Source organism: Streptomyces klenkii (assembly GCF_003626645.1).
GTDB lineage: Bacteria > Actinomycetota > Actinomycetes > Streptomycetales > Streptomycetaceae > Streptomyces > Streptomyces klenkii.
This window is the reverse complement of the sequence record NZ_RBAM01000001.1, coordinates 690543-709213: the sequence shown is the minus strand read 5'-3', so window position 1 is coordinate 709213 and position 18671 is coordinate 690543. Positions and strand designations below refer to the sequence as shown.

Here is an 18671-nt window from a genome sequence, read left to right as displayed (position 1 = left end):
GGCAGGTCGACCCGCCGGGCACCCGTACCGGCGAACACAGCCGCCCAATCCACCGGCACACCCCGGACATACAGCTGAGCCAAGGCATCCAGAGCCGTCGCGTCCTCAAGCCGGTCCTTGCGCAGCACAGGCGTGAGCACGGCGTCTTCCGACACCGAGTCCCGGGCCATGGCCGACAGGATGCCGTCCGGGCCGATCTCCAGGAACCGCGTCACACCCTCGGCGTCCAGAGCCCGCACCCCGTCCGCGAACCGTACGGCCTCGCGGACGTGGCGGACCCAGTAGTCCGCCGAGGACACCTGACCGGGCTCGGCGAGCCGGCCCGTCACGTTCGACACCACCGGCACCGCAGGCGCACCGTACGCCACACGCTCGGCGACCGCGCGGAAATCCTCCAGCATTGGCTCCATCAAGGGTGAATGGAAGGCGTGCGACACACGCAACCTGCTGGTTCTGCGCCCCTCGCCTGCAAAGTGCGCCTGGACCGCCTCAACGGCGTCCTCCTTGCCGGAGACCACCACCGACGACGGACCGTTCACCGCCGCGATCGCGACTCCCTCCGTCAGCAGCGGCACCACCTCGGCCTCTCCCGCCTCGATCGCCACCATCACACCGCCCGCGGGCAAGGCCTGCATCAGCCGGCCCCGCGCCGCCACCAGTGCACAAGCGTCGCCCAGAGAGAAGACGCCCGTGACATGGGCGGCGGCAACCTCGCCGATGGAATGCCCGGCGACGAAATCCGGCCGTACGCCCCAGGACTCCACCAGCCGGAACAACGCCACCTCAACCGCGAACAGTCCAGCTTGCGCGTACACCGTCTGGTTCAACAGCTCCGCGTCGTTACCCCAGACCACGTCCCGCAGCGGACGCTCCAGGTGTTCGTCCAGGCCCGCGCATACCGCGTCGAAAGCCTCGGCGAAGACAGAGAACCGGTCGTACAGCTCCCGGCCCATGCCCAACCGCTGCGAACCCTGCCCCGAGAACAAGAACGCCGACTTACCGGCACCAACCGCACCTACGACCACACCCGGGCCGCTCTCGCCGACCACGACCGTCGACAGGGCAAGCAGCACATCGCTTCGGTCCATGCCCCACACCACCGCGCGATGGGTGAAGCTCGACCGGCCCACGGCCAACGAGTAGCCGATGTCTCCTACAGGCAGTTCGTCGTGGGCGGCCACGAAGGACAGCAGGCGCGCCGCCTGGGCGCGCAGTGCCGCCTCGCTCCTGCCCGAGAGCACCCAGGGCAGCACACCGGCCTCCACCGCCGGCGCCTCGTCCGCCACGTCAGCGGGCTCGGGCTGTTCCAGGATGACGTGCGCGTTCGTCCCGCTGACTCCGAAGGACGAGACGCCCGCGCGGCGGCGCTCGGACCCCGGCCACTCGGCCGGCTCGGTGAGAAGTTCGACGGCGCCGGCCGGCCAGTCCACGTGCGACGACGGCGCGTCGACGTGGAGCGTCTTCGGCAGAACACCGTTGCGCATCGCCATGACCATCTTGATCACGCCCGCGACGCCCGAAGCCGCCTGGGTGTGGCCGATGTTGGACTTCACCGTGCCCAGCAGCAGCGGCCGGCCCTCCGGCCGCTCCTGCCCGTACGTGGCCAGGAGCGCCTGAGCCTCGATCGGGTCACCCAGCGTCGTACCCGTGCCATGCGCCTCCACCGCGTCGACATCCGCCGCCGACAGGCCCGCACTCGCGAGCGCCTGACGAATCACACGCTGCTGCGACGGCCCGTTGGGAGCAGTGAGGCCATTGGAAGCACCATCCTGGTTCACAGCACTGCCTCGCACCGTCGCCAGCACCCGGTGTCCATTGCGGCGCGCGTCCGACAGGCGCTCCAGCACCAGCATGCCCACGCCCTCACCCCAGCCGACACCGTCAGCCGCGTCCGAGAACGCCTTGCACCGACCATCCGCCGACAGTCCCCGCTGCCGCGAGAACTCCACGAACGTCGTCGGCGTCGACATCACCGTCACACCACCCGCAAGCGCCAACGAGCACTCACCCGACCGCAGTGACTGCGCCGCGAGATGCAGTGCAACCAGTGACGACGAGCACGCCGTGTCGACCGTAACCGCCGGGCCCTCGAAGCCGAAGGTGTACGACACCCGGCCCGACGCCACACTGCCCGCGCTGCCACTGCCCCGGTAGCCCTCGAACTGATCGCCGACCAGGAGGTCGCTGTAGTCGGTGTACATCACGCCCGCGAAGACACCCGTCCGGCTGCCCCGCAGCGCGCTCGGGTCGATGCCCGCCCGTTCGATCGCCTCCCACGTGGATTCCAGCAGCAGACGCTGCTGCGCGTCGGTCGCCAACGCCTCCCGGGGGCTCATCCCGAAGAATTCGGGGTCGAACTCGCCGGCCTCATGCAGGAAACCGCCCGAGCGGGTGTACGAGGTCCCGAGCGCCTCGGGGTCGGGGTTGTAGAGCGCCTCTACGTCCCAACCACGGTCGTCCGGGAAGTCCGAGACCGCGTCCACTCCGTCCGACACCAGCCGCCACAACTCCTCCGGCGAGGTCACCCCACCCGGATAACGGCAGCTCATCCCGACGATGACGACCGGGTCGTCCGTCAGGGACGGGAGGGCCGACATCAGCGACGCCGTCTCCACCTCCGCGTCCGTGCCGAACAGTTCGTCGAGGAGGTGGCCCGCCAAGGCTTCGGCGGTCGGGTAGTCGAACACGGCCGTCGCCGACAGCCGCAGACCCGTCACCTTGCCCAGCCCGTTACGGAGCTCGATCGCGGTCAGGGAGTCGAACCCGAGGTCCCGGAAGGCCCGCGCCGGGTCGATCGTCTCCGGGCTCGCGTGGCCCAGGACCATCGTGACCCGATCACGTACCAGGTCCAGGAGCACCGCGCGCCGCTCGCCCTCGGCCAGCCCTGCCAGCCGCTGCACCAGACCGGACGCCGTGGCCGAGCCGGAAGCGGAGGTGCGCCGGACACGCGTACGGATCAGACCGCGCAGCAGGGGCAGGGGCTCGCCCTGCGCCCGCAGAGCCGCAAGGTCCAGGCGGACGGGGAGCAACGCCGGCTCGGCAGTGCCGAGCGCCGCGTCGAAGAGTGTCATGCCCTCTCGGGTGGAGAGCGAGGGCATCCCGGAACGGGCGATCCGCTGAACGTCCGCCTCGGAGAGGGTGCCGGTCATGCCGCTGTCCTGCGCCCACGGGCCCCACGCCAGCGATACGGCGGGGAGGCCGTGCGCCCGGCGGTGACGTGCCAAGGCGTCGAGGAAGGCATTGCCCGCCGCGTAGTTCGCCTGACCCGCGCTGCCGAACGTACCCGCGACGGAAGAGAAGACCACGAACGCGTCAAGGTCCATGTCCCTCGTCGCCTCGTGCAGATTCCACGCTGCGTCGACCTTCGGTCGCAGAACAGCCGACAGACGATCCTCCGTCAGCGAGCCGATGACGCCGTCATCGAGGACACCGGCAGTGTGCACGACAGCACTGATCCGGTGCCGGGAGACCAGCTCCTCCACAGCGGCCCTGTCCGTCACATCACAGGCCTCGACACTCACGTCGACGCCCAGCTCGGCCGCGAACTCCTCGGCGCCTTCGGCGGCCGGGCCGCTACGACTGACCAGGAGCAGGCTCCGTACGCCATGCTCGGCGACCAGGTGACGCGCCACCACACGACCGAGACCACCCGTACCACCAGTGATCAAAACCGTGCCGGACGTGTCCCAAACCCCATCGACGGCATCCCGGCCCTGCACGCGCGCAAGACGCGCCGCCAGAACCTCACCATCACGGACCAACAGCTGAGGTTCGTCGCACGCCAGCGCTCGCGGCAACATCGACACATCAGCATCACCGTCCAAGTCCACCAGGACGAAGCGACCCGGGCTCTCCGACTGCGCTGACCGCACCAGACCCCACACCGCAGCCCCGGCCAGATCGTCACCGGACACCGCACCCCGCGTCACAAACACCAGACGCGAATCCGCGAACCGCTCGTCCGCCAGCCACGACTGCGCCAGACCCAACGCCCATGCAGCCGCACCATGCACGGACTCGACCGTGCCGATGGCCTCGTGAGGGGGCGTGACCAGGACCGTCTCGGGGACACCGGCCTCAGCAGCCGACTTCAGCTCCGCGAAGTCGCGGAAGGGCACTCCGTCCGGGCCGGTGCCGAGGTCGGCACGCTCGTCCGTGAGCGCGACAGGGATCCAGTCGAGCGTGAAGAGGGAGTCCCGGCCCTCGGTCCGCAGCTGCCCCGCAGAGAGCGGACGTACGGCCAGTGCCTCCACCGAGGCCACCGGCGCACCGCTCGCATCCGCCATCGCGATCGCCATACCGCCGTCAAGGTCGCGGATACGGACGCGAAGGTGCGAGGCGCCGGAAGCGTGCAGTGACACCCCCGTCCACGAGAACGGGACGCTGCCTTCATCGCCTCCCCCACCCAGCAGCGACGCGTGCAGTGCGGCGTCGAAGAGGGCCGGGTGCAGACCGTACGCGCCACCGTCTACGCCCTGGGGAAGCCGGACCTCGGCGAACACGTCGTCGCCGAGCTTCCAGGCGGCTTCAAGGCCCTGGAAGGCCGGACCGTAGGCGAATCCGGCCGCTGCGAACTGCTCGTAGCAGCCCGCCACATCCATGGACCGGGCGCCTCGCGGCGGCCACACCGTTGCATCGAACGTATCCAGCACCGCTGCCTCAGCACCCGTGGTCACGGCGCCGCTGGCGTGCAGGGTCCACAGGTCCTCGCCCTCACGCGAGTGCACTGCCACGGCACGGTGACCAGCACCATCGGGCTCACCGACCCATACCTGCACCTGCACGCCGCCACCGGAAGCCGGCAGGACAAGAGGCGCCGCCAGCGTCAGCTCCTCCAGCACATCGCAACCGACCTCATCGGCCGCCCGCAGAACCAGCTCCACCAGTGCCGTACCCGGGACGAGCACAGAGCCCATCACCACATGGTCCGCGAGCCATGCATGCGACGACGTCGACAGCCGGCCCGTAAACAACAGGCCGCCGGAGCCCGCAAGTTCCACTGCCGCACCCAGCAGCGGGTGCCCCGCCGAGCCCAAGCCCGCAAAGCGCACGTCTCCGGCACGCGCCGCCCCGCCCGAAGGCCAGAACCGCTCACGCTGGAACGCATACGTCGGCAGGTCCACCCACCGAGCACCCGCACTCGTACCCGCGCCCGTACCGGCGAACACAGCCGCCCAGTCCACCGGCACACCCCGGACATACAGCTGGGCCAGGGCCCCCAGTGCGGACGCTGCCTCCGGCCGGTCCTTGCGCAGTACAGGAGCGAATGCGATCTCGTCCGGCACGGACTCCGCGGCGAGCGCGGAGAGCGCACCATCGGGACCGAGCTCCAGGGCGGCGGTCACGCCCTGCGCCCGCAGGGTGCTCACGCCGTCGGCGAATCGTACGGCGTCGCGCACATGGCGGACCCAGTACTCCGCCGAGGACAGCTGACCGGGCTCGGCGAGCCGGCCCGTCACGTTCGACACCACCGGCACGACCGGAGCACCGAACGTCAGCCCCGCCACGGCCTCCCGGAACTCGGCGAGCATCGGCTCCATCAACGGCGAATGGAACGCGTGCGACACGCGCAACCGGCTGGTCCTGCGTCCCTCGCCCTCGAAGTACGCCGCGACCGCGAGCACAGCCTCTTCCGCGCCGGAGACCACGACCGACGACGGACCGTTGACCGCCGCGATCGCCACGTCCTCGGTCAGATGAGGAACCACCTCGTCCTCGGTGGCCCGGATCGCCACCATCGCACCGCCTTCGGGCAAGGCCTGCATCAGCCGGCCCCGCGCCGCCACCAGTGCACAAGCGTCGCCCAGAGAGAAGACGCCCGCGACATGGGCGGCGGCAACCTCGCCGATGGAATGCCCGGCGACGAAGTCCGGCCGCACGCCCCAGGACTCCACCAGCCGGAACAACGCCACCTCAACCGCGAACAGCCCGGCCTGAGCGTATGCAGTCTGGTTCAGCAGCTCCGCGTCATCACCCCAGACCACATCCCGCAGCGGACGCTCCAAGTGCTCGTCCAGGCCCGCGCACACCGCGTCAAAAGCCTCGGCGAAGACAGAGAACCGGCCGTACAACTCCCGGCCCATCCCCAACCGCTGCGAACCCTGACCCGAAAACAAGAAGGCACGCTTGCCCGAACCGGCCTCGCCGTTCGCCACGATGTCCGGCTCACTCCGGCCCTCGGCCAGCGCGGACAGCGAACGCGACAGGCCGTCCTCGTCAGTGACCAGCACCGCCGCCCGGTGCCGGAAGGCCGCACGGCCCGTGGCCAGCGCATACGCAATGTCCGTGAGCCGCTGCCCGGGCGCGCGGTCGAGCTGCGACAGCAGGCGGGCCGCCTGGGCCCGCAGCGCCGACTCGCTCCTCCCGGACAGCAGCACGGGAACCGGCGCGCCCTGCTCGACTGCCTGAGGCCCGGCCTCCTCCACCACGTAGGCGGGCTCCGGCTCGGGCTGTTCCAGGATCACGTGCGCGTTCGTCCCACTGACGCCGAAGGACGAGACGCCCGCGCGGCGACGCTCGGACGCCGGCCACTCAGCCGGCTCGGTGAGGAGCTCGACGGCGCCGGCCGACCAGTCCACGTGCGACGACGGCGCGTCGACGTGCAAGGTGCGCGGAAGCTCACCGTGGCGCATCGCCATCACCATCTTGATCACACCCGCAACGCCCGAAGCAGCCTGTGCGTGACCGATGTTGGACTTCACCGAGCCCAGCAGCAGCGGACGGTCCTCCGGCCGGTCCTGGCCGTACGTGGCCAGCAACGCCTGGGCCTCGATCGGGTCACCCAGCGTCGTACCCGTACCGTGCGCCTCCACCGCGTCGACGTCCGCCGCCGACAGGCCGGCACTCGCCAGCGCCTGGCGGATCACCCGCTGCTGCGACGGCCCGTTCGGCGCCGTCAGGCCGTTCGACGCGCCGTCCTGGTTCACAGCGCTGCCCCGCACCACGGCCAGCACCCGGTGACCGTTGCGCCGCGCGTCCGACAGCCGCTCCAGCACCAGCATGCCCACGCCCTCGCCCCAGCCGACGCCGTCGGCGGCCTCGGCGAAGGCCTTGCACCGCCCGTCGGCCGACAGGCCGCGCTGCCGGGCGAATTCGACGAACGGCGTCGGGGTCGCCATCACGGTCACACCGCCGGCGAGCGCCAGCGAGCACTCGCCCGTCCGCAGTGACTGCGCCGCCCAGTGCAGTGCCACCAGCGACGACGAGCACGCCGTGTCGACAGTAACCGCCGGCCCCTCGAAGCCGAAGGTGTACGAGACCCGGCCGGAGGCGACGCTGGCCGCGCTGCCGTTGCCCCGGTAGCCCTCGAACTGATCGCCGACGAGGAGGTCGCTGTAGTCGTTGTAGATCACGCCCGCGAAGACACCGGTCTGACTGCCGCGCAGGGTGGCCGGGTCGATGCCGGCGCGCTCGATCGCCTCCCAGGTCGACTCCAGCAGCAGACGCTGCTGCGCGTCCGTCGCCAACGCCTCCCGGGGGCTCATCCCGAAGAACTCGGGGTCGAACTCCCCCGCGTCGTGAAGGAATCCACCGGAGCGGGTGTACGCGGTGCCGAGTGCCTCGGGGTCGGGGCTGTAGAGCGCCTCCACGTCCCAGCCGCGGTCGTCCGGGAAGTCCGAGACAGCGTCCACGCCGTCCGACACCAGCCGCCACAGCTCCTCCGGCGAGGTCACCCCACCCGGATAGCGGCAGCTCATCCCGACAATCACCACAGGGTCGTCGGCGACGGCCGCCGCTGCCGCCACCGGCGTCGGCATCCCCGTCCCCGGCACCGACCCCGTCTCCGCGCCGAACAGCTCGTCCAGCAGGAAGTCGACGAGCCCGTCCGCCGTGGGGTAGTCGAAGACGGCCGTGGCCGAAAGGCGCAGGCCGGTCGCCTTGTTGATCCGGTTGCGGAGTTCGACGGAGGTCAGGGAGTCGAAGCCGAGCTCTTTGAAGGCCCGGGCCGAGTCGATCGTCTCCGGGTTCGCGTGGCCCAGGACGCCCGCGATCTGGGCGCGCACCAGGTCCAGCAGCACCTCGCGCCGTTCCAGCGCGCCCAGCCCGGACAGGCGGCCCGCAAGGCCGGCCACCGCTGCCGAGCCGGCGACGGCCGAGCGCCGGGCGCGCGTCTTGATCAGTCCGCGCATCAGCGGGGGCACGTCTCCCTGCTTCCGCAGTGCGGCCAGGTCGAGGCGTACGGGGAGGACGAGTGCCTCGTCGGCGGCCAGTGCCGCGTCGAAGAGGGCGACTCCCTCCGCGGGGGCGAGTGCGGGCATGCCCGAGCGGGCGAGGCGCTGGAGGTCGGCGTCCGACAGGGTGCCGGTCATGCCGCCGTCCTGGGACCACGGGCCCCACGCCAGCGACACCGCGGGGAGGCCCAGCGCCCGGCGGTGGTGCGCGAGAGCGTCCAGGAAGACGTTGCCGGCGGCGTAGTTGCCCTGCCCCGGGGTGCCGGTCACGCCCGAGACGGAGGAGAACATGACGAACGCCGCCAGGTCGAGGTCCTGGGTGGCCTCGTGCAGGTACCAGGCCGCGTCGACCTTCGGCCGCAGCACGCCTGACACCCGCTCGGCGGTCAGCGACGTCACCACACCGTCGTCAAGGACGCCGGCCGTGTGCACCACGGCGGTCAGCGGATGCGCGTCCGGAACCGACGCGACAAGCGCGGCCACCGCATCCCGATCGGTCACGTCGCACGCGACGACGCCGGCCTCGGCGCCGTGCCCGGCGAGTTCCTCGCACAGCTCCTGGGCGCCTGGCGCCTGCGGACCGCTGCGGCTCACCAGTAGGAGGTGGCGTACGCCCCGCTCCGTCACCAGGTGGCGGGCGAGCACGCGGCCCAGGCCGCCCGTGCCGCCGGTGATCAGCACCGTGCCGTTCGCGTCCCAGGCCGGCGGCATGGTCAGCACGATCTTGCCCACGTGCCGGGCGCGGCTCATGTGGCGGAAGGCTTCCGGAGCCCGCCGCACGTCCCACGTCGCCACCGGCAGCGGCCGCAGCACACCCGAGCCGAACAGCTCCAGCAGCTCGGACAGCATCTCCTGGTTGCGCTCCGGGCTGGCCTCGGCCAGGTCGAACGCACGGTAGTGCAGTCCGGCGACGGACTCCGGCTCGCGGATGTCGGTCTTGCCCATCTCCAGGAACCGGCCGCCGGGAGCGGTCAGCCGCAGCGAGGCGTCGACGAACTCTCCGGCGAGGGCGTTGAGGACCACGTCCACACCGCGGCCACCCGTGACCTCAAGGAAGCGCTCCTCGAAGTCGGTGGTACGCGACGACGCGATGTGGTCGTCCGGAACGCCCAGCTCGCGCAGGGTGTCCCACTTGCCCTCGCTCGCCGTCGCGAAGACCTCCGCGCCGAGATGCCGCGCGATCTGGATCGCCGCCATTCCGACACCGCCGGCGCCGGCGTGGATGAGGACCTTCTCGCCGGGCCGCAGGTCCGCCAGATCCGTGAAGGCGTAGAAGGCGGTCAGGAAGACCAGGGGCACCGAAGCGGCCTCGGCGGCCGTCCAGCCTTCCGGTGTCCTGGCGAGGAGCCGCTCGTCGCAGACGGCCACCGGGCCGTACCCGCCGAACACCTTGCCCATCACCCGGTCGCCCGGGCGCAGCCCCTCGACGCCGGGCCCCGTCTCGGTGACCACACCGGCCGCCTCGGCACCCAGTACGCCTGCCTCGCCCGGGTACATGCCCAGGGCGTTCAGCACGTCGCGGAAGTTCACGCCGGCGGCCTGGACCGCCACGCGGACCTGTCCCGGGCCGAGCGGGTCGAGAACCTCCGGGCAGGGTGCGAGCAGCAGGTTGTCGAGGCTGCCCTTGGCCCCCGTGTCCAGCCGCCAGGGCGTTCCGGTGGGCGGCAGCAGTGCCGCGCCGCTGCCCAGGCGTGCCAGCCGGGGTACGTGGACGGCGCCGTCGCGCACGGCGAACTGGTCGTCGTCGGCGGCCAGCAGGCCCGGCAGGACGGGGAACAGGGCCGGAACGTCCCCGTCCGCGGCGTCCACCAGGACGAACCGGCCCGGGTTCTCCGACTGCGCCGACCGCACCAGACCCCACACCGCGGCCGCGGCCACATCCCGTACGGTCTCGCCCTCGTCGGCGGAGACCGCGCCGCGGGTGACGAACACCAGGCGCGACCCGGCGAGCCGTTCGTCGGCCAGCCAGGACTGCACCAGATCCAGCGCGTGGGCGGTCGCGGCGTGCGTGGACTCCACTGTGTCGCCGGCACCGGCACCCACCGCTGCCAGGACCGTTCGCGGCACGCGGCCGGACCCGGCCAGGGCCTCCAGGTCCGGGTAGCTGTCGAACGGCGATCCGTCGAGGGAGCCGATCGTCACCACGGATTCGGCCATGGACCCGGCCATGGAGCCGGCCGCGGTCTCCGCGGTCTCTGCCGTGGGCAGGTGTGCCGGGGTCCACTGCACGCGGAACAGCGCGTCGTGCCCGGCCGGGCTCGCGGCGCTTTCCAGCTGTCCGGCGGAGATGGCCCGCAGGACCAGGGTGCCGATGGAGGCGACCGGTTCGTTCGTGGTGTCGGCGACGTCGACGGACAGCGTGTCGGAGCCGTGCCGGACGACCCGGACCCGAATGGCGGAGGCGCCGGAGGCGTGGAGCGAGACGCCTTCCCAGGAGAAGGGCACGATGCCCCGGTCCACTCCGTTGAAGGCGCAGACGTGCAGGGCCGCGTCCAGCAGCGCCGGGTGCAGGCCGTACGCGGGCGCGTCGGCTTCGGCGGCGTCGGGCAGGGCGACTTCGGCGAACACTTCGTCGCCCCGGCGCCACGCGGTCCGCAGGCCCTGGAAGTGGGGCCCGTAGTCGAGTCCGCTCTCGGCGAGGTCCGGGTAGAGGCCGGTCAGGTCGACGGGCTCGGCTCCGGCGGGCGGCCAAGGCTCCGCGTGGAAGTCGTGGCCGGAGCCGGCCGGCCGCTCCCCCGTGGCGAGCACGCCGGTGGCGTGCTGGACCCATGGCCGGTCGCCGCTGCCCTCCTGGCGGGAGCGGGCGCTGAGGGTGCGGCTGCCGGAGTCGTCGGCGGGGCCGACGCGCAGTTGCAGTTGCACGCCGCCGTGCTCGGGCAGGACGAGCGGGGCGGCCAGGGTCAGGTCGTCGATGCGGTCACAGCCGGCTTCGTCGGCGGCGCGGAGGGCGAGTTCGACGAATGCCGTTCCCGGCAGCAGGGCCGAGCCCATCACGACGTGGTCGGCCAGCCACGGGTGCGACTGGAGCGACAGGCGCGTGGTGAACAGCAGTCCGTCGCTGTCGGACAGTTCCACGGCGGTGCTCAGCAGCGGGTGCCCGGCCGCTTCGAGGCCGGCGGCGCTGATGTCCCCGAGGCCGGTGGCGCCGGGTGTGGGCCAGAACCGCTGGTGCTGGAAGGCGTACGTCGGCAGGTCGACGACGTGCGCGTCCGTACCGGCGAAGAGGGCGGCCCAGTCGATGGCGGCGCCGTGGACGTGCAGCTGCGCCAGGGCCGTGAGGAGCGTGGTCTCTTCCGGGCGGTCCTTGCGCAGGGCGGGGACGAGCACGGCCTCGTCCGGCAGCGACTCGCGGGCCATGGCCGAGAGGGTGCCGTCGGGGCCCAGTTCCAGGAAGCGCGTCACGCCTTCGGTGTGCAGGGCCTGTATTCCGTCGGCGAACCGTACGGCCCGGCGGACGTGGGTCACCCAGTATTCGGGGGTGCGCAGCTGGTCCTGCGCGGCCGTGCCGCCGGTCACGTTGGAGACGACGGTGAGTTCCGGCTCGCCGTAGGTGAGGCGTTCGGCGACGGCGCGGAAGTCGGCCAGCATGGGGTCCATGAGCGGCGAGTGGAAGGCGTGCGAGACCCGCAGCAGGCTGGTTTTGCGCCCTTCGCCCTCGAAGTGCGCCCGGATCGTCTCGACGGCCGCCGCGGCGCCCGAGACCACCACGGACGACGGGCCGTTGACGGCCGCGATCGCCACGTCGTCGGTCAGGTGGGGGCTGACCTCGTCCTCGGTGGCGCGGATCGCCGCCATCGTGCCGCCCTCGGGCAGCGCTTGCATCAAGCGGCCGCGTGCCGCCACCAGCGCGCAAGCGTCCTCCAGTGAGAAGACGCCCGCCACGTGTGCGGCCGCGATCTCGCCGACGGAGTGACCGGCCACGTACTCCGGTCGCACGCCCCAGGACTGCACCAGCCGGTAGAGGGCGACCTCGATCGCGAAGAGCCCGGCCTGGGCGTACACCGTCCGGTTCAGCAGTTCCGCGTCGTCACCCCAGACCACGTCCCGCAGCGGACGCTCCAAGTGCTCGTCCAGGCCCGCGCACACCGCGTCGAAAGCCTCGGCGAAGACGGCGTGCCGGCCGTACAGCTCCCGGCCCATCCCCAACCGCTGCGAACCCTGGCCGGAGAAGAGGACGGCGTCCTTGCCGGTGACTGCCGCGCCGGTGGTCAGTCCGGTGTCGGCGGTGTCCGCGGCGAGCGCGGTCAGGGCGCGCTTCGCCGCGTCGTGGCTCCCGGCCTGGACGGCAGCGCGGTGGGTGAAGGCCGTGCGGGTCGCCAGCGTGTACGCGGCGTCCACGAGGCGCGGGGCGGGTTCGCGGTCGAGCCGGGACAGCAGACGGGCCGCCTGGGCGCGCAGGGCCGACTCGTTCTTGGCGGACAGCAGCAGCGGGACCGGGGCTTCGGGAGCGGCGGCCGGCTCGGTGGGCTCCGTTCCCCCCATGGGCTCGCTGGCATCCGCTACGGGCTCCGCGGCATCCGCCTGCTCCAGGATCACGTGCGCGTTGGTACCGCTGATGCCGAACGCGGAGACGGCGGCCCGCCGCGGGCGCTCCGTCCCGGGCCAGTCCACCGGTTCGGTGAGCAGTTCGACCGCGCCGGCGGTCCAGTCGACGTGCGGGGTGGGCTCGTCGACGTGCAGGGTGCGCGGAAGCTCGCTGTGGCGCATGGCCATGACCATCTTGATCACGCCTGCGACGCCCGCCGCGGCCTGGGTGTGGCCGATGTTCGACTTCACCGTGCCCAGCAGCAGCGGCCGGCCCTCCGGCCGCTGCTGTCCGTACGTGGCGATCAGTGCCTGGGCCTCGATGGGGTCGCCCAGGGTCGTGCCGGTGCCGTGCGCCTCGACGACGTCGACGTCGGACGCGGCCACGCCGGCGTTGGCGAGGGCCTGGCGGATGACGCGTTGCTGGGCGGGGCCGTTGGGCGCGGACAGGCCGTTGGAGGCGCCGTCCTGGTTGACCGCCGAGCCGCGCACGACCGCGAGGACCTGGTGCCCGTTGCGCCGGGCGTCGGAGAGCCGCTCGACGAGGAGCAGTCCGACGCCTTCGCTCCAGCCGGTGCCGTCGGCGGCGGCTGCGAAGGGCTTGCAGCGGCCGTCGGGGGCCAGGCCGCGCTGCCGGGCGAACTCCACGAAGGAGGACGGGGTGGCCATCACCGTGACGCCGCCCGCGAGGGCCAGCGTGCACTCGCCCGACCGCAGCGACTGCACCGCCATGTGCAGGGCCACGAGCGAGGACGAGCAGGCCGTGTCCACGGTGACCGCCGGGCCCTCGAAGCCGAAGGTGTACGACACGCGGCCGGAGACCACGCTCATCGAGTTGCCGGTGAGGGCGTGGCCCGCGACCTCGTCCTGTGCGGCGTCCAGAACCGTGCGGTAGTCCTGGGTGTTGGTGCCCGCGAAGACGCCGGTGCTGCTGCCCCGCAGGGATTCCGGGGCGATGCCGGCCCGTTCGAGGACCTCCCAGCCGGTCTCCAGCAGCAGCCGCTGCTGCGGGTCCATGGCGAGGGCCTCGCGCGGCGAGATGCCGAAGAAGTCCGCGTCGAAGTCGCCGACGCCGCCGAGGAAGCCGCCCCCGCGGGCGTAGGTCGTGCCCTGGTGGTCGGGGTCGGGGTGGTAGAGCCGGCCGAGGTCCCAGCCCCGGTCGGCGGGGAGGCCGGAGATGGCGTCGCCGCCCTCGGCCAGCAGCTGCCAGAGGGCCTCCGGGGAGCTCACTCCGCCGGGGAAGCGGCAGGCCATGCCCACGATCGCGACGGGTTCGTCGAGGACGGCGGCCGTGCGTTCCACGACGGTTGCGGGGCCGGCCGTGCCCAGGATCTCGGAGCGCAGGTATCCGGCGACCGCGGTGGGGGTGGGGTGGTCGAACAGCAGGGTGGCGGGCAGGCGCAGGCCCGTCACGGCGGACAGGCGGTTGCGCAGTTCGACGGCCATCAGCGAGTCGAAGCCCAGGGTGCGGAAGGCCCGCTGGACGTCGACGGTGTCCGGTGAGGCGTGTCCGAGGGCCTTCGCGGTCTCTTCGCGGACCACGTGCAGGAGGTCCTGCTGCTGTTCGGCGGCGGGCAGTGCGCCGATCCGGTCGCGCAGCGGGGAGCGGTTCTCGCGCGGGCCGGTGCCGGCGGCGAGGGCGTGGCGCGCTTCGGGCAGGTCGGCGAGGAGGGGGCTGGGGCGGACGGCGGTGAGGGCGGGGGCGTAGGCCGTCCAGTCCACGTCGGCCACGGTCGCGTTCGCCTCGCCCCGGGCCAGGGTGCGGCGGAGGGCCGCGAGGGCGGGGGCCGCAGCCATGGCGATCAGTCCGTCGCGGCTCGCCCGGCCGGCCACGCCCTTGTCCGCCGCCATGCCGAGGTCCGCCCAGGGGCCCCAGGCCACCGAGGTGGCGGGCAGCCCTTGCCCGCGCCGGTGTTCGGCGAGGGCATCGAGGAAGGCGTTGGCGGCGCCGTAGTTGGCCTGGCCGGCGTTGCCGAGGACGCCGACGACGGAGGAGAACAGGACGAACGTCTCCAGGCCGAAGTCCCGGGTGAGCTCATGCAGGTGCTGGGCTGCGGCGGCCTTGGGGCGTAGCACGGTGTCGAAGCGCTCGGGGGTGAGCGCGTCGAGCATGCCGGCGTCCATGACGCCGGCGGTGTGGACGACGCCGGTCAGCGGCAGGTCCGCGGGGATGTCCGCGAGGACGGCCGCCAAGGCGTCGCGGTCGGCGGCGTCGCAGGCGACGACGGTGACCCGGGTGCCGCGTTCGGTGAGTGCGGCCGTCAGTTCCTGTGCGCCGGGGGCTTGCGGGCCGCGGCGGCTGGTGAGCACCAGGTGCTCCGCGCCGGCGTCGGCGAGCCAGTGCGCGACCTGTGCGCCGAGCGCGCCGGTGCCGCCGGTGACCAGGACCGTGCCGTGCGTGCTCCACTCCGTGCCGGTGTCGCGGCCGGGTGCGGGCCGTGCCAGCCGGCGGGCGAAGGTTCCGGCGAGCCGGATCGCGACCTGGTCCTCGCGCGCGCCGAGCACGCCGAGGAGCGCGGAGACGGCCCGTCCGTCCAGGTCCTCGGGGAGGTCGACGAGGCCGCCCCAGTGCTGCGGGGATTCCAGTGCGGCCACACGGCCGAATCCCCACACCTGGGCCTGTACGGGGCTGGTGAGCGGATCCCGCTCGTCGACGGCGACGGCGCCGCGGGTCGCGCACCACAGCGGGGCCCGGATCCCGGAGGTCTCCAGGGTGCGCAGCAGGGCGGTGGTGGCGGCGAGGCCGCGGGGCACCGAGGTCAGGCGGGGGTGCGGTCGTTCGTCGAGGGCCAGCAGGGAGAGCACGCCGTCGACGGGGCCGGCGGGCGGGGTGAGAGGCTCGGCCGGGTCGCCGGTGCCGGGCAGGACGAGGAGTTCGGTGCGCAGGCCGCGGTCGCGCAGGGCGTCGAGGAGGCGGGTGGTCCACGGGTCGTCGACGGCGCTGTCGGGCAGGGCGACGAGCCAGTCTCCGCCGGCGGCGGGGCCGGCGGGTGCGGTGAGGGGTGCCCAGTGCACCCGGTAGCTCCAGCTGTCGGCCAGGGCCTGGGCCTTGCGTTGCTTGCGCCATGACGAGAGCGTGGGCAGGAGGCTGCCGAGCGAGCCGGCCTCGTTGCCGTCGAGGGCCAGGACGGCCGAGAGCCCTTCCAGGTCTTCGCGTTCGACGGCTTCCCAGAATCCGGCCTCGCCGGCTTCGGCGGCGGCCGGCTGCCCGTCGGCCGGCCCGGGCTCCTCCAGCCAGTACCACTGGCGCTGGAAGGCGTAGGTGGGCAGGTCGGCGCGGGCGGCGCCGAGGGTGCCGAGGCAGGCGGCCCAGTCGACGCGGGTGCCGTGCGCGGAGGCGATGGCGATGCCCTCGGCGAGGGCCTGTGCCTCGGGGCGCCCGGTGCGCAGGAGGGGGACGAGGACGGGCTGTTCGACGGTGGTGAGGGCGTCGCCGGCCATGGGGGTGAGCACGGCGCCGGGGCCGATCTCCACGAACGTGGTGACGCCTTCGGCCTCGAGGGTGCGTACGGCGTCGCTGAAGCGGACGGTGTCGCGGACCTGCCGGACCCAGTACGCGGGCGAGCGCAGTTCCTCGTCGGTGGCGAGCGCTCCGGTGACCGTGGAGACCACCGGGATGCGGGGGGCGTGGAACTCCAGGTCTTCGGCGACGCGCCGGAAGTCCTCCAGCATGCCGTCCATGCGCGGGGAGTGGAAGGCGTGGCTCACGCGCAGCCGCTTGGTGCGGCGTCCCTGTTCCTCCCAGCGGGCGGCGATCAGGGAGACGGCCTCTTCGTCGCCCGAGACGACCACGGCGTCGGGGCCGTTGACCGCGGCGAGGGCGGCGTGGTCCTCGTGGCCGGTGAGGGAGGCGCGGATCTCGTCCTCGGTGGCCTGGATCGCCACCATGGCACCGCCTTCGGGCAGTGCCTGCATGAGGGTGCCGCGGGCGGCGACGAGCCGTGCGGCGTCCGGGAGGGAGAGGACGCCGGCCACGTGGGCGGCGGCGAGCTCGCCGATGGAGTGGCCTGCGACGAACTGCGGTGCCGTGCCCCAGGATTCGAGGAGCCGGAACAGGGCGGTCTCGAAGGCGAAGAGGACGGCCTGGGTGTAGGCGGTCCGGTCGAGCAGGGCGGCTTCGTCCGTGCCGTCCTCGGCGAAGGCGACGTCGCGGACGGGGTGTTCCAGGTACGGGTCGAGTTCGGCGCACGCCGCGTCGAAGGCCTTGGCGAACTCGGGGTGGGCGCCGTACAGTTCGCGCCCCGTTCCCGGCCGCTGGGAGCCCTGGCCGGTGAAGAGGAACGCGGTGGGTGCGGTGGCGGCGATGCCGGTCACCAGGCCGGACGCGGTGCGGCCTTCGGCGAGGGCGTCCAGGCCGCTGAGGAAGGCGTCCCGGTCGCCCGCGACGACGGCGGCGCGGTGTTCCATGAGGGGTCTGGTGGCCACGAGGGAGTGGGCGACGGCGGCCGGTTCGAGGCCGGTGCGGGCGCGGACGTGGCGGCCGAGCCGGGCGGCCTGGGCGCGCAGGGCCTCGCCGGTGCGCGCGGACAGGATCCAGGGCAGCGCGCCGGGCCGGGCGGCCGGGGCGGGCGCCGGCTCGGTCTCGCGCGGGGGCGCCTGTTCCAGGATGACGTGGGCGTTGGTGCCGCTGATGCCGAAGGAGGAGACGGCGGCGCGGCGCGGGCGGTCCGCCGCGGGCCAGGGCTCGGTGTCCGTGAGGAGCCTGGCCTCGCCCTCGCTCCAGTCGGCGTGCGGGGTGGGCGCGTCCAGGTGCAGGGTGCCGGGCAGCTCTCCGTGCCGCATCGCCAGGACCATCTTGATGACGCCGGCGATGCCGGCGGCGGCCTGGGTGTGCCCGATGTTGGACTTCATGGAGCCGATCAGCACGGGCCGGTCCGCGGGGCGCTGCTGTCCGTACGTGGCGAGCAGGGCCTGGGCCTCGATGGGGTCGCCGAGCCTGGTGCCGGTGCCGTGGGCCTCGACGGCGTCGACGTCGGGGGCCGAGAGTCCTGCGCTCGCCAGCGCCTGGCGGATGACCCGCTGCTGGGAGGGGCCGTTGGGGGCGGTCAGCCCGTTGGACGCGCCGTCCTGGTTGACGGCCGAGCCCTTCAGCACGGCGAGCACGGGGTGGCCGTTGCGCACGGCGTCGGAGAGCCGCTCGACGAGGAGCAGTCCGACGCCTTCGCTCCAGCCGGTGCCGTCGGCGGCGGCCGCGAAGGGCTTGCAGCGCCCGTCGGGGGCCAGGCCGCGCTGGCGGGAGAACTCCACGAACATCTGCGGGGTGGACATCACGGTCGCGCCGCCCACGAGGGCGAGGGAGCATTCGCCCCGCCGCAGCGCCTGCGCCGCCAGGTGGAGGGAGACCAGTGACGAGGAGCACGCCGTGTCCACGGTCAGGGCGGGGCCTTCGAGGCCGAGGACGTACGAGATGCGGCCGGAGGCGATGCTGATGACGTTGCCGGTGAGCAGGTGGCCGCCGACCTCGTCCGGCCGCCGGCCGCCGGCCGCGTCGTAGCCGCTGTGGCCGGTGCCGACGAACACGCCGGTGCTGCTGCCCGCGAGGGACTCCGGGTCGATGCCGGCCCGTTCGACGGCTTCCCACGCGGTCTCCAGCAGCAGCCGCTGCTGCGGGTCCATGGCGAGGGCCTCGCGGGGGGAGATCCCGAAGAAGCCGGGGTCGAACTCGCCCGCGTCGTGGAGGAATCCGCCCTCGCGGGCGTAGGCGGTGCCCGGGTGCTCCGGGTCGGGGTCGTAGAGTCCGTCGAGGTCCCAGCCGCGGTTCCCGGGGAACGCGGAGATCGCGTCGCCGCCGCCGCGCAGCAGCTCCCACAGCTCCTCCGGGGAGCGGACGCCGCCGGGGAACCGGCAGGCCATGGAGACGATCGCTATGGGCTCGCGCTGCTGGTACTCCGTCTCGCCCAGTTGCTGCCGCGTCTCGTGGAGGTCTGCGATGGCGCGCTTGAGGTACTCGCGCAGCTTGGCCTCGTTCGACATCAG

1 protein-coding gene (only partly in view) is annotated in these 18671 nt (G+C 73.0%); it reads right to left on the bottom strand.

Going from position 1 to position 18671, the window contains the following annotated elements; translation table 11 throughout:
• A protein-coding gene (locus tag D7231_RS02360) for a type I polyketide synthase (RefSeq protein WP_479685687.1) crosses the window boundary here: on the bottom strand, positions 1 to 18671 show its 5' portion. The gene continues 13147 nt to the left of window position 1, outside the view; only the first 18671 of its 31818 coding nucleotides appear in the window; its start codon is at positions 18669 to 18671; its stop codon lies off the left edge, out of view.